Annotated in this window: 15 protein-coding genes and 2 tRNA genes; 12 read left to right on the plus strand and 5 right to left on the minus strand. The window is 61.5% G+C overall.

The window, feature by feature from the left end:
• Window positions 1-206: 206 nt before the first annotated feature.
• From DWZ01_RS01100 to DWZ01_RS01140, 9 genes are all read left to right on the plus strand, one after another.
• The gene (locus DWZ01_RS01100) at window positions 207-470 is read left to right on the plus strand and encodes an HPr family phosphocarrier protein (RefSeq protein ID WP_022094575.1); all 264 of its coding nucleotides are present in this window, start codon (window positions 207-209) and stop codon (window positions 468-470) included.
• A gap of 133 nt (window positions 471-603) precedes the next feature.
• Window positions 604-2,307, plus strand: a complete 1,704-nt coding sequence (ptsP, locus tag DWZ01_RS01105) for a phosphoenolpyruvate--protein phosphotransferase (RefSeq protein ID WP_117847687.1) — start codon at window positions 604-606, stop codon at window positions 2,305-2,307.
• 74 nt (window positions 2,308-2,381) lie between these two features.
• Window positions 2,382-3,314, plus strand: a complete 933-nt coding sequence (locus tag DWZ01_RS01110) for a 1-phosphofructokinase family hexose kinase (RefSeq protein WP_006233969.1) — start codon at window positions 2,382-2,384, stop codon at window positions 3,312-3,314.
• Between the two features lie 188 nt (window positions 3,315-3,502).
• Window positions 3,503-4,435: a 1-phosphofructokinase family hexose kinase gene (locus tag DWZ01_RS01115; RefSeq protein WP_117847689.1), complete on the plus strand. Its 933-nt coding sequence runs from the start codon at window positions 3,503-3,505 to the stop codon at window positions 4,433-4,435.
• A gap of 164 nt (window positions 4,436-4,599) precedes the next feature.
• Window positions 4,600-5,994, plus strand: a complete 1,395-nt coding sequence (locus DWZ01_RS01120; RefSeq protein WP_117847691.1) for a CCA tRNA nucleotidyltransferase — start codon at window positions 4,600-4,602, stop codon at window positions 5,992-5,994.
• Between the two features lie 127 nt (window positions 5,995-6,121).
• A tRNA-Glu gene (locus DWZ01_RS01125) sits at window positions 6,122-6,198 on the plus strand.
• 22 nt (window positions 6,199-6,220) lie between these two features.
• A tRNA-Glu gene (locus DWZ01_RS01130) sits at window positions 6,221-6,297 on the plus strand.
• Window positions 6,298-6,447: 150 nt separating this feature from the next.
• Window positions 6,448-7,755 (plus strand): lysylphosphatidylglycerol synthase transmembrane domain-containing protein, encoded by a 1,308-nt coding sequence (locus DWZ01_RS01135; protein WP_117842470.1) that lies wholly within the window; start codon window positions 6,448-6,450, stop codon window positions 7,753-7,755.
• Between the two features lie 116 nt (window positions 7,756-7,871).
• Window positions 7,872-8,483, plus strand: coding sequence for a TetR/AcrR family transcriptional regulator (locus DWZ01_RS01140; protein WP_158556966.1), 612 nt, complete (start codon window positions 7,872-7,874; stop codon window positions 8,481-8,483).
• 112 nt (window positions 8,484-8,595) lie between these two features.
• On the opposite strand, the gene DWZ01_RS01145 is transcribed toward DWZ01_RS01140, so the two are convergent.
• The 5 genes from DWZ01_RS01145 to DWZ01_RS01165 form a co-directional block, all read right to left on the minus strand.
• Window positions 8,596-9,861, minus strand: coding sequence for an ABC transporter ATP-binding protein (locus DWZ01_RS01145; RefSeq protein ID WP_233504584.1), 1,266 nt, complete (start codon window positions 9,859-9,861; stop codon window positions 8,596-8,598).
• Window positions 9,862-9,912: 51 nt separating this feature from the next.
• Window positions 9,913-10,935 (minus strand): iron ABC transporter permease, encoded by a 1,023-nt coding sequence (locus tag DWZ01_RS01150; RefSeq protein WP_117769627.1) that lies wholly within the window; start codon window positions 10,933-10,935, stop codon window positions 9,913-9,915.
• Between the two features lie 22 nt (window positions 10,936-10,957).
• On the minus strand, window positions 10,958-12,529 hold the full coding sequence (locus DWZ01_RS01155; RefSeq protein ID WP_147332602.1) for an ABC transporter substrate-binding protein: 1,572 nt from the start codon (window positions 12,527-12,529) through the stop codon (window positions 10,958-10,960).
• Window positions 12,530-12,533: 4 nt separating this feature from the next.
• Complete coding sequence (locus DWZ01_RS01160; protein WP_117769629.1) at window positions 12,534-13,067, minus strand: hypothetical protein; 534 nt, start codon at window positions 13,065-13,067, stop codon at window positions 12,534-12,536.
• A 145-nt stretch (window positions 13,068-13,212) separates the two neighbouring features.
• Window positions 13,213-14,139, minus strand: a complete 927-nt coding sequence (locus DWZ01_RS01165; RefSeq protein ID WP_117847695.1) for a sirohydrochlorin cobaltochelatase — start codon at window positions 14,137-14,139, stop codon at window positions 13,213-13,215.
• A gap of 458 nt (window positions 14,140-14,597) precedes the next feature.
• On the opposite strand from DWZ01_RS01165, the gene cobM reads away from it, so the two are divergent.
• Genes cobM through DWZ01_RS01180 form a run of 3 tightly spaced genes read left to right on the plus strand, consistent with a single transcriptional unit; the run spans window position 14,598 to window position 16,801 of the window.
• On the plus strand, window positions 14,598-15,389 hold the full coding sequence (gene cobM / locus DWZ01_RS01170; protein WP_117769631.1) for a precorrin-4 C(11)-methyltransferase: 792 nt from the start codon (window positions 14,598-14,600) through the stop codon (window positions 15,387-15,389).
• A 1-nt stretch (window position 15,390) separates the two neighbouring features.
• Window positions 15,391-16,575: a cobalt-precorrin-5B (C(1))-methyltransferase CbiD gene (gene cbiD, locus DWZ01_RS01175; protein WP_233504585.1), complete on the plus strand. Its 1,185-nt coding sequence runs from the start codon at window positions 15,391-15,393 to the stop codon at window positions 16,573-16,575.
• Between the two features lie 55 nt (window positions 16,576-16,630).
• Window positions 16,631-16,801: a hypothetical protein gene (locus tag DWZ01_RS01180; RefSeq protein WP_199411341.1), complete on the plus strand. Its 171-nt coding sequence runs from the start codon at window positions 16,631-16,633 to the stop codon at window positions 16,799-16,801.
• Window positions 16,802-16,811: the final 10 nt, after the last annotated feature.

The raw sequence follows: 16,811 nt of genomic DNA on the forward strand, positions 1-16,811 counted from the left end.
TTAATGTGCTTTCCGTCTTGCGCAGGACTGTAGAGCAGCAAACTTAACCGCCCCGCCCGGCAGGCGAGCGGACAGAACAGACAACTGTCCAACAATTCGTGCGAAACACAATGAAAAACCGTTTGATGTGAGTTAATATAAACAACGTCGTGAATCTGACTCCTGCCACATGCATGACAGGGGTTAAACACAAAAAGGAGTCAATTATGGTTTCTGAGAAGGCTACTCTCGTCAATCCGCAGGGTCTGCACATGCGTCCGGCTGGTCTGTTCGCCTCCACCATGGGCAAGTACGCCTGTGACGTGACGGTCGTCACCCCCGAGAAGGAGGTCAACGGCAAGTCCCCGATGGCCCTCATGGCTGCTGGTATCCCCTGCGGCACCGAGGTCGAGGTCAAGTGCGACGGCGCTGACGAGGCCGAGGCTCTGGCTGCTGCCATCGAGCTCATCAAGAGCGGTCTTGGCGAGTAGAACTCATACGGGTCGCATGTTGAACAACTAAGTTCATATTTGGGGGCGCAGTGACCTGTTGTAAGGTAGCTGCGCTCTTTTGTCATGGATATGGCAAAACGCTTTATCACATGACACGGAGAGAGGAATGGGAATGTATCAGGGAGTCAACGCTTCCGAGGGCATCGGTATCGGCACCGTCATGGTCGCCGTCGATCCCGACTTGACGTTTGAGCCGCACGAGGTTGCTGATTCGGCAGCAGAGAAGGAGCGCTATCAGTCCGCTCTTTCGGTCTTCTGCGAGAAGACCCAGGCTCAGGCCGACCACATGAAGGAGACGGTGGGCGAGGCCGAGGCCGAGATCATGAGCGGACACATTGTCCTGGCTCAGGACCCGGGCATGACCGACGCCATCAACGCCGCCATTGACGGCGGTACCTGCGCCGAGCAGGCGCTCATGGACACCTCGACCATGTTCGAGAACATGTTCCTGTCCATGGACGACGAGATGTTCCGTCTGCGCGCGGCCGACATCGCCGACATCCGCACCGGTATTCTGGCCGAGCTGCTGGGCAAGGAGGTCGTCGACCTCTCCGTCCTGCCCGAGAACACCGTCGTTGTCGTGCACGACCTCACGCCGTCCATGACCGCCACGATCGATAAGGCCCACGTTGCCGGTATCGTCACCGAGACCGGTGGCCGCACGTCGCACTCCGCGATTATTGCGCGCGCCCTCGAGATCCCGGCTGTCCTTTCGGTTTCCAACAGCTGCACCGCGCTGCGCAACGGTATGACCGTTGTCGTCGACGGCGGCAAGGGTATCGTCGAGGCCGATCCCGACGAGGAGACGCTCGCCGCTTACACTGCCAAGGCCGAGGCTTTCGCTGCCGAGAAGGCAGCCCTCGAGGCCTTCCGTGGCAAGCCGTCCATGACTGCCGATGGCATCAAGAAGATCATCGCCTGCAACATCGGTAACCCCGATGACGTGCCCAACGCGCTCGATCACGACGCCGAGGCCATCGGTCTGTTCCGCTCCGAGTTCCTGTTCATGGACTCTGCTGAGCTTCCTTCCGAGGAGGAGCAGTTCAACGCCTATCGTAAGGTCGCCAGCGCGCTCAAGGGTGCTCCGGTCATCATCCGCACGCTCGATGTGGGCGGCGACAAGGAGATTCCGTATCTGCACATGGTCAAGGAAGATAACCCCTTCATGGGCTTCCGCGCCGTGCGTTACTGCCTGGCCAATCCCGACCAGTACAAGGTCCAGCTCCGCGCTCTGCTGCGCGCAAGCGCCTTCGGTGACGTCAAGATCATGATCCCGCTCGTCACCTGCGTCGAGGAGGTCTTGGCTGTCAAGGAGCTCGTCGAGCAGTGCAAGGCCGAGCTGACCGAAGAGGGTCGCAAGTTCAACGAGAACATCGAGGTCGGCATCATGGTCGAGACGCCCGCCGCTTCGCTGCTCGCAGACCGTCTGGCCGAGGTCGCCGACTTCTTCTCCATCGGCACCAACGACCTGATCGGCTACACCATGTGCGCCGACCGTGGCAACGACACCATCTCCAACCTGTACCAGGTGTACTATCCCGCCGTGCTCCGCTCGCTCAAGAACATCATCGAGAGCGGCGTTAAGGCCGGCATCATGGTCGGTATGTGCGGCGAGGCCGCTGCCGATCCGCTGCTCGAGCCGCTGCTGATCAGCTGGGGCCTGGAGGAGTTCTCGATGAGCGCTCCGTCCATCCTGCGCGCCCGCAAGACCATCAGCCAGTGGACCAAGGCCGAGTGCGACGAGCTCGCCGAGAAGGCGCTCGCCTGCAACACCGCCGCCGAGGTCAAGGCACTGCTCGAGTCCGCAGCTCGCTAATTTGGTATCAGAGGTAACCGCGTGGTTGGAATGGGCCGGCCACGCGGCCCTCACATATACAGGGGGTACTGTAAATGTTCTACACGCTAACCGCTAACCCGGCTGTCGACATGACGGTTTCGAGTTCTCCGCTCGAGCCCGACGAGAACGTCCGCACCGGCTCGGCCAGCTACACGGCTAACGGCAAGGGCCTCGACGTGTCCTTCGCCTTTAAGAAGATGGGCGTCGACACCGTCGCGCTCGGCTTCTTCGCTGGCTTCACGGGCAAGTTCATCGTCGAGGAGGTCATGAACCTGGGTTGCCTCTGCCGCCCGGTCTGGACCGACGGTATCACGCGCATCAACACCTACGTCAACGATGGCCAGCACGAGTACGGCATCCTGAACCCTGGCGCTCCTATTACGCCGCAGCACCAGGAGGAGCTCTACAACATCCTGGACACCGCGGGCGATCTTGAGTGCCTGATCGTCTCCGGCTCCGTGCCTCCCAAAGCTACGCCCGACTTCCTGGCTCAGGTCATGGAGCACGCTCAGGCTCGTGGCGCCGACGTCGTCCTGGACCTGTCCTCCGACAAGCTCAAGGAGCTCGCTCACAAGAAGCCGCTGCTCATCAAGCCGAACCATCACGAGATGAAGGCCATCTTCGGCGTGCCGGTCGACACCGACGACGAGGTTCGCGTTGCCATGAAGATGGCTCACGACGCTGGCGTTCAGAACGTGCTGCTTACCCGTGGTAGCCGCGGCGACGCTTACTTCTCCAACGGCGAGGACATCTGGTACGCCAAGCGTGAGTTCAACATCAAGCTGGTTTCTTCCGTCTGCGCCGGCGACTGCACCCTCGCTGCGTTCCTGCACAAGTGGTACAGGGATCGCGACAACGTCGAGGAGGCCATGAAGCTCGCTATGGCCACTGGCGCCAACGTTGCCGAGTCCGTCGGCATCGGCGACTTCGGTCACGTCGACGAGTACAGCAAGCGCGTTGCTGTCCGCAAGCTCGATCGTCAGTAATCGAAACGCGACATATTCGTGCGCATGCGGCGCCCCGGTTTCGGCCGGGGCGCCTTTTTGTTCCGGCATGGGGGAGAGGTGTCCCGCCGTACTTCATCGCTTCCACACCGTTCACCGAGTTGTCCTAGCCTTTTACCGATGCGTGGAATATACTTTCATTAACACGTTGCTTCGTGAAAGGAACATTCATGATTTACACGCTCACTGCAAATCCCGCCATTGACTACAACATCGCCTGCGACGGCCTTGCTGCCAACACCGTCACGCGTACCCGTAACGCCGTCTACACGCCCAACGGCAAGGGCCTCAACGTCTCGTTTACGCTTGACCACTACGGTGTCGACACCACGATCCTGGGTTTCTTCGCCGGCTTCTCGGGCGAGTTTATCGTTAAGGGCGCCGAGGCCCTGGGCGTGCCCGTCAAGCCCGTGTGGACCGACGGCATCACGCGCGTCAACGTGTTCCTCAATGCCGGCCCTGACACCGAGTACAACATGGTCAACGCCGGTGCCGCCATCAACGAGGCCAACGAGCGGGAGATGTTTGAGCTCATCGATTCGCTCGATGACATGACCTGCCTGGTCATCAGCGGCTCGCTGCCTCCCAACACTTCCGAGGGCTTCCTGGCCGAGGTCCTGCGCCGCGTCAAGGCCAAGGAGGCCGAGTTCGTCCTCGATATCTCGAGCCATCAGCTGGCAGACCTCATTGCCATGGAGCCGCTGCTGATCAAGCCCAATGACGACGAGCTGCTCGATATCTTTGGCATCAAGGTGAGCGGTGGCGACGACGAGTCCGTCAAGGGCGCTATGGCCGAGCTGCATGCCAAGGGCGCCAAGAACGTGCTGCTGACCCTCGGTGGCGCCGGCGCGTACTTCTCCAACGGCGAGCACATCTGGTTTGCCAATCGCACCTTCGACGTCAAGCTGCTGTCGACGGTGTGCGCGGGCGATTCCTCGTTGGCCGCCTTCCTGTCCGTGTGGCACGACGCCCCCGAGCGTGTTGAGGATGCCTTGCGTCTTTCGATGGCCACCGGCGCCAACGTGGTCGAGTGCCCCGGTCTGGGCGATTTTGCCAAGGTGGACGAATATAAGAAGCACATCGAGGTTCGCCAGGTCTGCTAGTTCCGGCACCTTTCCTGAATAGTTTGATTATTTCGCATCCGTCTTAGACTAGGACGGATGCGTTTTTGTTTATCGGACTTGCGTGTGCAGTGGAGGCTGTTTCTTGCTAGACTTCTTGCAGACGCAATCGATAGCCAATTTGATAGTCGCAGGAGGCCACAGGTATGTGCAATGTTTCGCTCAACGGTACGCAACCGTCCGATGCGTCCCTGCGCGTCCTGCGCGCGCTTGAGGCGGCTGGTCTTGAGGCTTGGTACGTGGGCGGTTGGGTGCGCGACGCCCTGATGGGGTGCCCCAGCCACGATGTTGATATGTGCTGTAGCGGCCTGTGGCAGGAGTCCAAAGCGGCGCTCGAGGCCGTCGGCATCGCGGTTGTGGAGTCGGGCATTAAATTTGGCGGAATCACGGCTATTTCCGATGGCGAGCGTATCGAGGTCACCACGTACCGTCTGGATGGCTTCTATACCGATGGGCGACATCCCCAGAGCGTGGAGCGTGCCGCCTCGCTCGAGGACGATCTGGCGCGCCGAGACTTTACCGTCAACGCCATGGCCTGGCATCCCGAGCGCGGGCTTGTCGACCGCTACGACGGCCAGAGTGACTTGGAGCGCAAGCTGATTCGCGCTGTCGGCGATCCCAAGCGTCGCTTTAACGAGGACGCCCTGCGCATGCTGCGTGCGGTACGCTTTGCCTGCCGCCTGGACTTTATGATTGAGCCCGAGACTAAGCGCGCGCTTGCCGAGTGTGCGCTGCTGCTCGATGCCGTGGCGCGTGAGCGTGTGGGTATTGAGCTCGAGGGCATTCTTTCGACCGGTCATGGGGGAGACGCGATGCTCCGCTACCCCGAGCTCATTTGCGCCGCCGTACCCGAGTTGGCAGCGGGTCGCGGCTTTGATCAGCGAAGTGTCTATCATGCGTTTAACGTCTACGAGCATATCGCCCGCGTGCTGACGGTGGCAGGGGAGCTGGCGCTGTGCGACGGCGTCGCGCCCTCGTCGAGCCTTATGTGGGCGGCGTTTTTGCACGATGTGTCCAAGCCCGAGTGCTTTACGGTCGATCACGCCGGCAGCGGACACTTCTACGGTCATCCCGAGCTCGGCGCCAAGAAAGCGCGCGCCATTATGGATCGCCTGGCGCTCTCGCACGACCTGGTGCGCGACGTGTGCCTGCTCATCAAATATCACGACAAGCCACTGCGCCCCGAGCGCTCCTGCCTGCTCAATATGATGCGCGCGCTTTCGGGCGAGGGCGTCGACACGCCGCGTCTGATGGACGAGCTCATGGATCTTAAGCGTGCCGACACACTTGGCAAGGCCCCGTCGTGCTTTTATTACGTCGAGACGATTGAGGAGATGCGCGCGATGGCGCACGAGCTGCTGAAGGCGGGGGAGCCCTATACGCTCAAGATGCTCGCCATTAACGGCGGCGACCTGATCCGCGCCGGAGTCAAGCCCGGGCCGGAACTGGGGCAGCTTCTCAACTCCGCCCTCGACGCCGTGATCGAAGACAACATTCCCAACGAGCGCGAAGCTCTTTTGGTCCATCTCAACTTGAATTAGCTATCAAGTTTACCTGCGTGTTCCATAATCTGCCGACAATTTTTCGGCAATTTGGAATTTCTTCTTGCGCTGACGTTTTTCGTCCCGTAATATGTTTTCTCGCAGCACGGCAGTGCAGATGTCATGTGGCCCGTTCGTCTAGCGGTTTAGGACGCCGCCCTCTCAAGGCGGAGATCACCAGTTCGAATCTGGTACGGGCTACCACTTCTTTTCTGCTGAGGCTTCTGGCCCGTTCGTCTAGCGGTTTAGGACGCCGCCCTCTCAAGGCGGAGATCACCAGTTCGAATCTGGTACGGGCTACCACGCATCTGATACCCGGACTTCCCATGGAAGGCCGGGTTTTTTATTTTCAGACTACCGTCTGCAATTCCCGTTTGAACCAGAGCTTTGCGTTCTGCTTATGGCCCTTACGGGTACAATATCCAAGATATTTTGACTGTTAGAAGGAGCCTCATGACTGAGTCCTCTCAGCATACGTCTAAGCCCCAGGTCGAGGTTGAGGCCTCGGGCGGCGATGACAATAAGAGCGCACGCCGCGGCGCCATCTTTATTGGCGTCGTGCTGGTGGGTTATATCGTCTATCTGGTGGTAACCGGGCAGATGGGGCAGTTCTGGGCCGCTATGTCGAGCGTCCAGGCGTCATGGCTCTTTGTCGCGTGTCTTTGCATGTTCATGTATCTGTTCTTTGGCATTGTGGCCTATGCGATCGCCGTCTGGCTCGACCCCAATTCACCCGTCGGCATTCGCGACCTGATCTCGGTCGAGGCGAGCGGCATCTTTTTTGGCAATCTCACGCCCATGATGATGGGCTCGACTCCCGCCCAGATCTACCGTCTGACCAAAGCGGGCCAAAATGTCGGCGAGGCCGGAGCCACGCAGTTCACGCGCTTTATCGTGTACCAGTTTGGCCTCGTTGCCTGGGGTGCTATCCTACTGCTTGCCCGCATGCCGTTTTTTGCCGAGCGCTATGGCGACATGACGCTGCTGTGCGTCTTTAGCTTTGGTGGGCACTGCTGCATCTTGCTGGGCATCTTCGCCGTCGCGCTCATGCCTAAGACCGTCACGCGCGTCGCTCATTGCATCATCAATTGGCTCGAGCGCATAGGTGTCTCGGCCACTAAGATCGAGGGATGGCGCACGTTTGTCGACGGCGAGATCTACTCCTTCTCCGAGAAGTTCAAGCTTTCGGCCGGACATTTTTCTTCCATGCTGCTCACCGTGTTTATCACCATGCTGCAGCTCGCGTTTTTCTATCTGGTTCCGTATTTCCTGATGCTTGCCTTTGGCCATCACGAGGTCGACTTTTTCTCGGTCATGGCCGCGAGTGCCTTTGTCCAGCTGCTGAGCTCTGCGGTTCCCTTGCCCGGTGGAACTGGTGGCGCTGAGGGCGGCTTTGCATTGTTCTTGGGTCATTTCTTTGGGTCGGCTTCGACCGCCGGCTATCTGCTGTGGCGCCTCATTACGTTTATTGCGCCGACCATTTTGGCTGCGCCCCTGCTGGGACTTAAGAGCGCCCACAACGAGAGCATCCATGCGCGCTGGGATCGCGTGATGCGCAAACTCGGCCGCACGTCTCAGACGCCCTCTGCGCCCACTAAGCCGCACCCCACGAATGCGGTTACCGTTGATCCCAAGAAGCACGCTCAGAAGGCTTCTGGGACCGCTAAGCCGGCTCATAAAGCCTATGTGCGCCAGACGGGCGACGGTATTCGCGTATCTCCGTCGGCACTCAATAAGAAGAAGCACCCTAAGTCGCAGTAGGGCAGTCGTGCGTTCTTCATGATGCGGGGCATATTTGTGCTGTATGGGGGATAATCCTCTTACGTAGATTATCTCTCATCTGTTGATGAATGCCCGTATATCGAAGGGACACGCCCATGGCCACCAGCAAACCGCGTATTGATCGCCGCATCGTTCGCAGCCGCAATGCCATCCTTTCCGCTTTCGAGCGCCTGCTCATGGAAAAGCCGCTGGCAGACATTACGGTGAGTGCCATCGCGCGCGAGGCCAATGTCGACCGCAAGACCTTTTACGTTCACTTTGGTACGGTTGACGGCCTGCTCGATGCCATTGCCGTCGATGTGGTGGAGATGATTGTCGACTCGGTCGAGAAAACGCTTGCTTCAATGGACGGTGACACCAACGAGCGCGCCCTGGGCGCGGCGGCGACCTTCTTTAAAACCGTTAATGAGGCACTGTGCAACAACTTGGTACTCAATCGTCAGCTGATCGAGAACATTCCGCTCGATGATTTTATGGCTCGTCTTCGTGCGCCGCTCGAGCACGAGATTGCCGAGCGCGATCTGCTGCCCCACGGTCTCAAGGACGAGATGTTCGACTACTATCTGGCGTTTTTGCTGTCGGGTATTATCGGTATCTATCGCACATGGGCACTGTCTGACGGCTCGGTTCCTATCGTGCGTGTCTCTGAGGTCGCCAACGACCTAACTCTCAATGGTCTGTCGAGTCTGGAATCTCGCTTGGATTAGGCCTAGTTGGGCTCGTCGGCGTGGAAATGCCTGTTCACGAGGTTCTCTGGTGCCTTGTAGACCTCGTCGGCGTAGGAGCTGTAGCCTGAGGATCTTTAAAAGAAAGTCCAGTTTATCCTTCCCACTCCAATTTGGAATCTTCCGATGCGCCTTCGCGCGCTCGCATGACCTCGATACCATGTGAGCGTGCGAAGTCGACGAGCTCTGCGTTGCGGGCGTTTAGGGTGCCGAAGGCGGCGGGGCACACGATAAGGCGCGCGCAGTGGACGAGGAGCTCTTTGGCGCGGGCTATGGTTTTATCCCCAATCGGCTCGAAGGCACGCTCGGCCACGCATTCCGTCGCCAGGTCGCGCGCGAGCTCGCAGTCGATGTCCCCTTCGTGCAGAATGCCCGCGTAGAATGCCTTGCCCTGCCGGATGAGCTGGCGAAACACAGCTGACCCCGTACCTGCGCCGGCGATGACGAACGTGTGCGCATCGCCGTGTGGGCGCCCAATTTCCACGCTGCCGAAGCGCTCGTTGAAGGTGCCATGTTGAAGGCCGTAGAGCTCGCCAATCGTCTCGCGCGTGAATATGTCCTCGGGTGCGCCGGCGCGGAAGACCCGGCCGTCCTTCACGCAAATCACCTTGTCGGCGCTTTTCTGCGCGAGCTCGAGTTCGTGGATGGACATGATGACAGCCACATTCCGCGATTTCGCAAGGTGGCGAAGTATTCGCAGCAGGTCGATCTGGTAGCGGATATCGAGATACGACGTGGGCTCGTCGAGCACGAGCACACGCGGATCCTGCGCGATGGCGCGTGCGAGCATGACGCGCTGGCGTTGCCCGTCGCTTATCTGCATGAAGTCGCGCTCGGCGAGCTCTTCCACATGTGCGGTTTTCATGGCCTCATCGACCCGACTATGGTCGTCGGGCGAGAGTGTGCCCATTCGCCCGGTGTAGGGATGCCTTCCCGCCTCCACGATATCGCGGCAGGTGAGGAGCTCGGTCCGGGGGCGATCTGTCAGCATAACGGCAAGGTTCCTTGCGAACTCCGCCGTCTTCCATCGGGAAATCTCCCGCCCGTCGAGCTCGACCGCGCCGGCAAGCGGTGCCAGATGGCGTGTGATGGTTTTCAAGATGGTCGACTTGCCCGAGCCGTTCGGCCCGATGAGTGCCACGACGTCGCCCGCGCGAACCTCCAGATCGACGCCTTCGACTACGACCTTCTTGTCGTAGCCCGCCGACAGGTCGCTTATGCGGAAAAGCGGCGCTCCATCAGCCTGCGTTTCGACCGGGGTTTCGAGGTTCGACTCCGCTCGAAGGAGGCGTTCCGCGCGCAGTTCCGCACGAGCCGAAAGTGCCTTCTGGCGCTTTCGTGCGAGCTCAGGACTGGCCAAGCATGGAATGTTCCTTCCGAGCGTTTTGGGCCGCGGCACGAATTCCCCCATCTACCTCACCCGTTTCTTCAACATGAGCGCGATAACCACCGGCGCGCCGAAGATGGCGGTGACGGCGCTGATGGAAAGCTCGACGGGAGAGAACAGCGTGCGCGCGATCAAATCGCAGCCCGCGCAGAAGATGGCGCCTCCCAAGAAGCACGCAGGAATCACGCGGATGGGCTTCGACGACTTCAGCGCCGACTTCACGAGATGCGGAACCGCGATGCCTACGAACGACACCGGACCAGCGAACGCGGTCACGCAGGCGGAGAGAATGCTCGCTAGAAGGACGAGCACCACGCGGAAGCGTGCGACGTTCACGCCGACGCTTTTCGCGTAGGCTTCTCCCAGCTGGAAGGCGGAAAGGGGCTTCGATATCGCGAATACGCATGCGCTCACGGTGATCACCACGACCGCGATGACCGCGATGTCGTCCCAGCTCGAACCCGAGAAGCTGCCCAAAGACCAGTTGTGCAGGTTCACGATGGACTGGTCGTCGGCGAAGGCGATGAGGAAGTTCGTCCCCGCCGAGCAGATGTATCCCACCATGACGCCCGCTACGATGAGCATGGCCATGGAACTTATGCGCCGTGCGATGAGGAGTACGAAGCCGATGGTGATAAGCGAGCCCAGAAACGCTGCGGCCACCATGGCCGGCGAGGACATGGCCTGGTTCGCGCCCAGAAGTACGATCATCGTAAGCGCGACGACGAACTTTGCGCCTGAGGAGACGCCCAAGATGAACGGGTCGGCGATGGGGTTGTTGAAAAACGTCTGCAGCAGGAACCCGGAGAGCGAAAGTGCCCCGCCGAGAAGCACGGCTGAAAGCACGCGCGGCAGGCGAATCTCCCAGATGACCTGGCTTTCCATGGAATTGGCCGCGCCGCCCGAAAGGATGCCGGGGATGTGGTCTGCGGGCACGAGCACGCTCCCGATGCACAGGTTGGTCCCGACGAGCACGATGAGGGCAACAGCGAGCAGCGCCGTCACGACGCGACACCGCGCGGCGCGCCCCGATTCGTCGTATGCCATGGAAAGTCGGCTTCTCATGGTGCTAGCCGAGCTTCCTCAGATAATGGAAGTCGCTCGCGTCATCGCCGGCGAACGCCCCGTGCAGCTCGTCGATAATGTCGGCGGTAGAAGTCATCTGCTGGTACATGTCGGCGCTTGTGACCCAGACGTTGCCGTTCTTCACGGCTTTGAACTGCGACAATAGCGCGTTTTTGCCTACGAAGTCGTTCAAGGTGGCAACCGATTCGTCGATGGTGCCGTTGTAGACGATGATGTCGGCATCCTTCGCCGTCGCGTAGAAGCGCTCCATTTCGAGCGTTACTGACGAACCTGACGTCGACGCCGTCTGCGCGTCATCGAGCGCGTAGCTGCCGCCTGCAAGCTCGATCATCTGCGCCACGTAGTCGCCTGCCCGCCGCGTGACGGCGGCCCCGTTCGAGTTAATGTAGAAATACGCCACGGTTTTACCTGAAGACGCGAGCCCCGACGTTTGCTCGACGCGGGCCTTCTGCTCGTTGAACAGGCGTGCGGCCTCGTCTTCCTTGTCGAACAGGACGCCGAAAAGCTTAATCCACTCGACGCGCCCGAGTGCTTCGGGCTCGCTCGACGACTGTTCGGTGAGCACGACGAGCCCGAGCTTCTGCAGCTTTTCCTTCACATCGGGCGTGTGGTTGATCATGGTGTTCTCGATGGCGAGCGTGCAGCCCGAGGCCGATATTCGCTCGTAGTCGGGCGCGCTGTACTTGCCGCCGTAGGCGATCGCTCCACTTTCGAGCGCGCTTTTGAAGCCCGCGACCGAGCAATCGTCGGCCTTCGTGCCCGACATTAAGATATTGTCGTTCGCATCGAGCGCGTCGACCAGGCACATCGTTGCCGACGACACGAGGTACACCTTGTCGGCGGGGCGCCTTATGACCGCGATGTCGGGGCTCAACCCATCAGGTACCTTCGCATCCTGCGGCACCACGAGGAAGCGCTCCCCGTTCGAAATGCAGATAAGCCGCAGGCCGCCTTCGTACTCGTCGACAGTGAAGTGCTTGGCGTATTCAAGCTGAAGCGCCCCCGTCGGCTCCCAGCCGCAGCCCAAATCGGCGTTGTGGAAGTCGGCCGCGGCGCTTGAAGCCGTTCCCGCAGGGGAGCCGCCGCTTGCATCGTTGCCCGATTTCTCCTTCATGGTGGATGAGTCGAAGTGGAGCGTGTAGTCGATGGTGTGCGGCGTCGACATGGCGACGGTCTCGGCCGACACGGCGATGTCCTCGTCGAGTGTGACGGGTATCTCGAACGTGGAGTTGCCGCCGTCGTTTACGGGCGCGTAGTCCACGCCGTCGGCGGTCATCTTGTCGTAGTTCGAACTCGACCAGGTGATGGTCGCGGTGTAGGTGTCGCCATCCTTCACAATTGTGGTTGGTGAGGCGATGCTTGCGCGCCCTGACCCGCCGGAAAGCGAGACGCTCACCGTGTATTCCTGAGAGCCCGCCGTGGCACCGGTCGCGTTCGGGCTCGCACTGCACCCCGCGAAGGGAAGCGCGAGCAGGGCGACGAGAACGCAGGCGATTACGCGCGCCGCGATGCTGCGGCACTTCCTGTTTTCCCCCTTGGGAAGAATCGACCGCATGGCGTTACTTCAGTGCGTCGGCGCGCAGATCGACGCCGGCGGATTCGAACACGAGCGTGCGGTCGTACCACCGCTCCCTTTTAATGCTCCACGCGGCGCAGGCGGTGTCCTCGTCGAGCGCTTCAACGGGCACGTCGTAGGTGTACTTGCCTTCCGCGTTTTCCACATAGGGGATGAAGTCGGCCTCGCTCGCGGCGGCAGCCTCGTCGCCCGTGCCCATGAAGAGCTTGCCGTAGCCCGTGCCGGAAAGTGTCATCACGCAGTGCATGGAGCCGTTTTCCACGATGAGCTGGGCGTCCACAATCCTGAACATGTTCGAGCTGGAATCTACGGTGATTGGATAGGTGCCGTCAGCCACCTTGTCGGCGGTAATGGGGGCAGCGCTTGCGCCCTCGGGCGCATCGGCCGCCTGTTCGGTCTTTTCCTGGGAATCGGCATCGCTTGCCATTGCGCTGTCGATTGAATTTCCGCCGCAGCCGGCGAGCGAGAACGCGAAAAGCGCCGCCGACAGGGCGAAGACGAGGGTTTTCTTCAACATGGAGGGGTTCCTTTCAATCGCTTCGACCGCCCGCGCCGTGCGGTGGGCGGGCGGGATGCGAATGCAACGGGCATGCGTCGTCAGTCGGGGAAAGGCGCATGCCCGTTGCACGGGGACGCGACCGGCGCCCCCGTGCGCGGCGAGTTTACAGCTTGGCGATGGCGTCGTCCACGTGCGAGACGTAGATGTCGTCGACCGCGACGTTCTGTCCCAGACCCTGGAGTAGGCACGTCACTTCGAAGCCGGCGGCCACGAACTTCGAAGCCCAGCTGTCGGGGTCGGTCTCGTCTGCCATGTCGTTGTTCGCGTGGTCGCCCGCGACCACCATGAACGGCGCGAGCACGGCCTTCTTGTAGCCTGCGGCGCTCGCGGCGGCGATAACATCCTCGCAGGTCGGTTCAGCCTCGACGGTGCCGACGAAGAACTGCGTCAAGCCCTCGTTCTTGAACACTTCCTGCATCTTGGCATAGTCGGCGTTGGAATCGGCTTCGGTGCCGTGGCCCATGAGGCACAGCGCCGTCTTGCCGTCGTCGAAGGACGCCATGTTCTCCTTAATGGCTGCGGCCACCTTCTTATAGTCATCGTCGGAGGTGAGCAGCGGGTCGCCGAGCGAGATTTTGTCGAACTTGTCGGCGTACTTGTCGAGCTCGTCTTTCACGTCGGTGTATTCCAGGCCACCCATGAGATGCGTCGGCTGCACGACGATTTCCTTCACGCCGTCTTTCACGCAGCGGTCGAGCGCCTCGGTCATGTTGTCGATCGTGATGCCGTCGCGCTTCTTCAGCTTGTCGATGATGATCTGCGCGGTGAAGGCGCGGCGGATGTCGTAGTCCTGCCAGTACTTCTCGCGAATAGCGTCTTCGATGGCGCCGATGGTGATGTGGCGCGAGTCGTTGTAGCTCGTGCCGAAGCTCGTGACGAGGATGACCGGCTTCACGGCCTTCTCCTTTTCGCTCGATTTCTCGGAACTTGCGGAGGTGCTGGAGCAGCCCGCGAGCGCGACTCCGGCGAGCGCGACGGCTCCGGTTGCTGCGGCGCCCATGAAGCCGCGGCGTGACATCTGGTCGGACATGGTTTTTCCTTTCCTCGGTTTGCCGGTCCCCCGGCGACAGTTGCTTGTCGGCACAAGCGAAAGAAAAGCGCACCCCTCGGGGTTCACAAGGAGCTAACGCCACGGCGATGCCGTGAGGAAAAGGCGAAGCAGTCTGGCTTGGGGCGCGAGGCGGTTCGCCCGCGCGTCCTATACAGTAATGTCCCTTGCCCAGGATTCCCACCTGGTTCCCTCCGCAAGCCAGCGCGGGCTGTGCGGGCGCCGCGCCGGTCATTTCCTTTTATCCGATTGTCATATGCTCGTTGCCGAAACTTTTACTATGATAGTGGGCACTTGTGAACGTGTCAAAGCCAGGGCGGGCGGCATTGCGCCTCCTGCCTGCGTATTTGCGCCGATTGCCGCCGCAGGCGCCGTGTTTTGTCCGCTGCGCGAATGGCGGCGTAAACGGTTGCGATGAGAAACGGGAAGGGAAGGCTCGGATGATTCATATCGTTGGCGCAGGCTCGGGCGCCGCCGACCTTATCACGCTGCGCGGGGCGCGCCTTCTGCGCGCGGCCGACGTGGTCGTTTGGGCGGGGAGCCTTGTGAACCCCGAGCTGCTCGCCGAGTGCAAGGAATCCTGCGTCGTCTACGACAGCGCGCACATGACCTTGGAGGAAGTGCTCGACGTGATGTGCGCGGCGGATGCACGGGGCGAGGAAGTGGTGCGCCTGCACACGGGCGATCCGTGCCTGTACGGCGCCATCCAGGAGCAGATGGACGCGCTCGACGCGAGCGGCGTGGACTACGAGGTGGTGCCCGGCGTGTCGAGCTTTTGCGGTGCCGCGGCGGCGCTTCGCCAGGAATACACGCTGCCGGGAATCAGCCAGTCGGTCGTGATCACGCGGCTTTCCGGGCGCACCCCCATGCCCGCGGGCGAGGGCATGCGCACCATGGCGGAAAGCGGCTCGACTATGGTCATCTTCTTGAGCTCGGGTATGCTCGCCGAGCTTTCCGCCGAGCTTTTGGCCGCGGGCCGCAGCTCCGACGAGCCGGCGGCGCTCGTGTACAAGGCGACCTGGCCTGAGGAGCGCGTGGTGCGCTGCACAGTGGGCACGCTCGCCGATGCGGGTGCGCGAGAGGGCATCGACCGCACGGCGCTCGTGGTGGTGGGCCGCGTGCTCGGAGCTCGCGGCGGGCTTGCGCACGACGGCGCGCAAGCGGAGCCGTACGAGCGCAGCAAGCTTTACGACCCTTCGTTTGCCACGGGGTATCGGAAGGCGAGCAGCTAGCGTGGCCTTCGAGCACTACATATATACCGGGACGACCTGCCTGCGCTGCGGCTATACCACGGGGAGCTGCGCCACGCTCGCGGCGAAGGCGGCCTGCGAGATGCTCTTATCACGAAAGCCCGTCGGCCACGTGTCGATCGTCACCCCCGGCGGGCTGCCCGTCGAGACGGACGTGGTCGATGCATGCATCGGCGAGGGGTGCGCCCAGTGCGCCGTGCAAAAGGACGCAGGCGACGATGCCGATGTGACCGACGGCGTGCTCGTGTACGCGCGCGTGGAACATGCGGGGTCGGGCACGGGCGCTGCGGGCAGCAAGGGCGTGCCCACGCGCGAATCGGAAGTTTCCGTCGATGGCGGCGTGGGCGTGGGGCGCGTGACGTTGCCCGGGCTCGAGCAGCCGGTGGGGGCGGCCGCCATCAACGCGACGCCGCGCGCGATGATCACTTCGGCGGTGCGCGAGGTGTGCGCCGCGCACGGCTTTTCTGGAAATATTGCTGTGACGATTTCGGTACCCGAGGGTGTTGCCCTTGCCGAAAAGACCTTCAACCCGCACCTGGGGATAGAGGGCGGCATCTCCATCCTGGGCACGACGGGCATCGTCGAGCCGCGCAGCCTCGCTGCCTTGCGCGACAGCATCGAGCTCGAGATCCGGCAGCATGCGGCTATGGGGCGGCGCGGAGTCGTACTCACGCCCGGCAACTACGGCGAGCAGTTCATCTCGGGGCATTTTCACCTAAACGGAGCGCCGGTGGTCTTCATCTCCAACTTTGTGGGCGATGCGATTGATTGCTGCGTTCGCGAGGGATTTACCAATGTTCTTCTTGTGGGACACATCGGCAAGCTGGTGAAGGTCGCTGGCGGCATCATGGACACCCATTCGCGTACCGCCGACTGCCGCGCGGAGATTCTGGCCGCCCACGCGGCCTTGGCCGGCGCGGGCGCGAAGACCGTGCGCGAGATCATGTCGTCGGTCACGACCACGGCGGCGCTCGAGGTAATCGAGGCCGCCGGCGTGGGGGACGCTGCGCGCGCCTCGCTCGCTGCGGCAATCGAGGACAGGTTGCGCCGCCGCGCGGCGGGCGCATGCGACATCGCCGCGGTCGTGTTCGACGCGGAGCGCCGTGAGCTTTTCCGCACGTCGGGCGCCGATGCAGTTATCGGGGAATTGGGGGCGACGTATGAGTAAAGGCGTGCTGTATGGGGTGGGCCGCGCAATCGGCTGGCCAGGGACGAAGGTGGCTATGAAGGCGCGCCGCTCGCTTGCGGACACGAAGCGTATCCTTCGCGAGGAGGGCACCTTCGACGGTGCCGAGCTCGTAGAGGACTGTGGGCTTCCGGGCGAGCGCGTGTACCGCTCGCTCGACGATGTGCCCGATCGGGGCAGCTACTTCTCGACGATGGTGGTGCGCTAGATGAGGGTTT

The organism is Collinsella sp. AF28-5AC, from assembly GCF_003457875.1.
Lineage (GTDB): Bacteria > Actinomycetota > Coriobacteriia > Coriobacteriales > Coriobacteriaceae > Collinsella.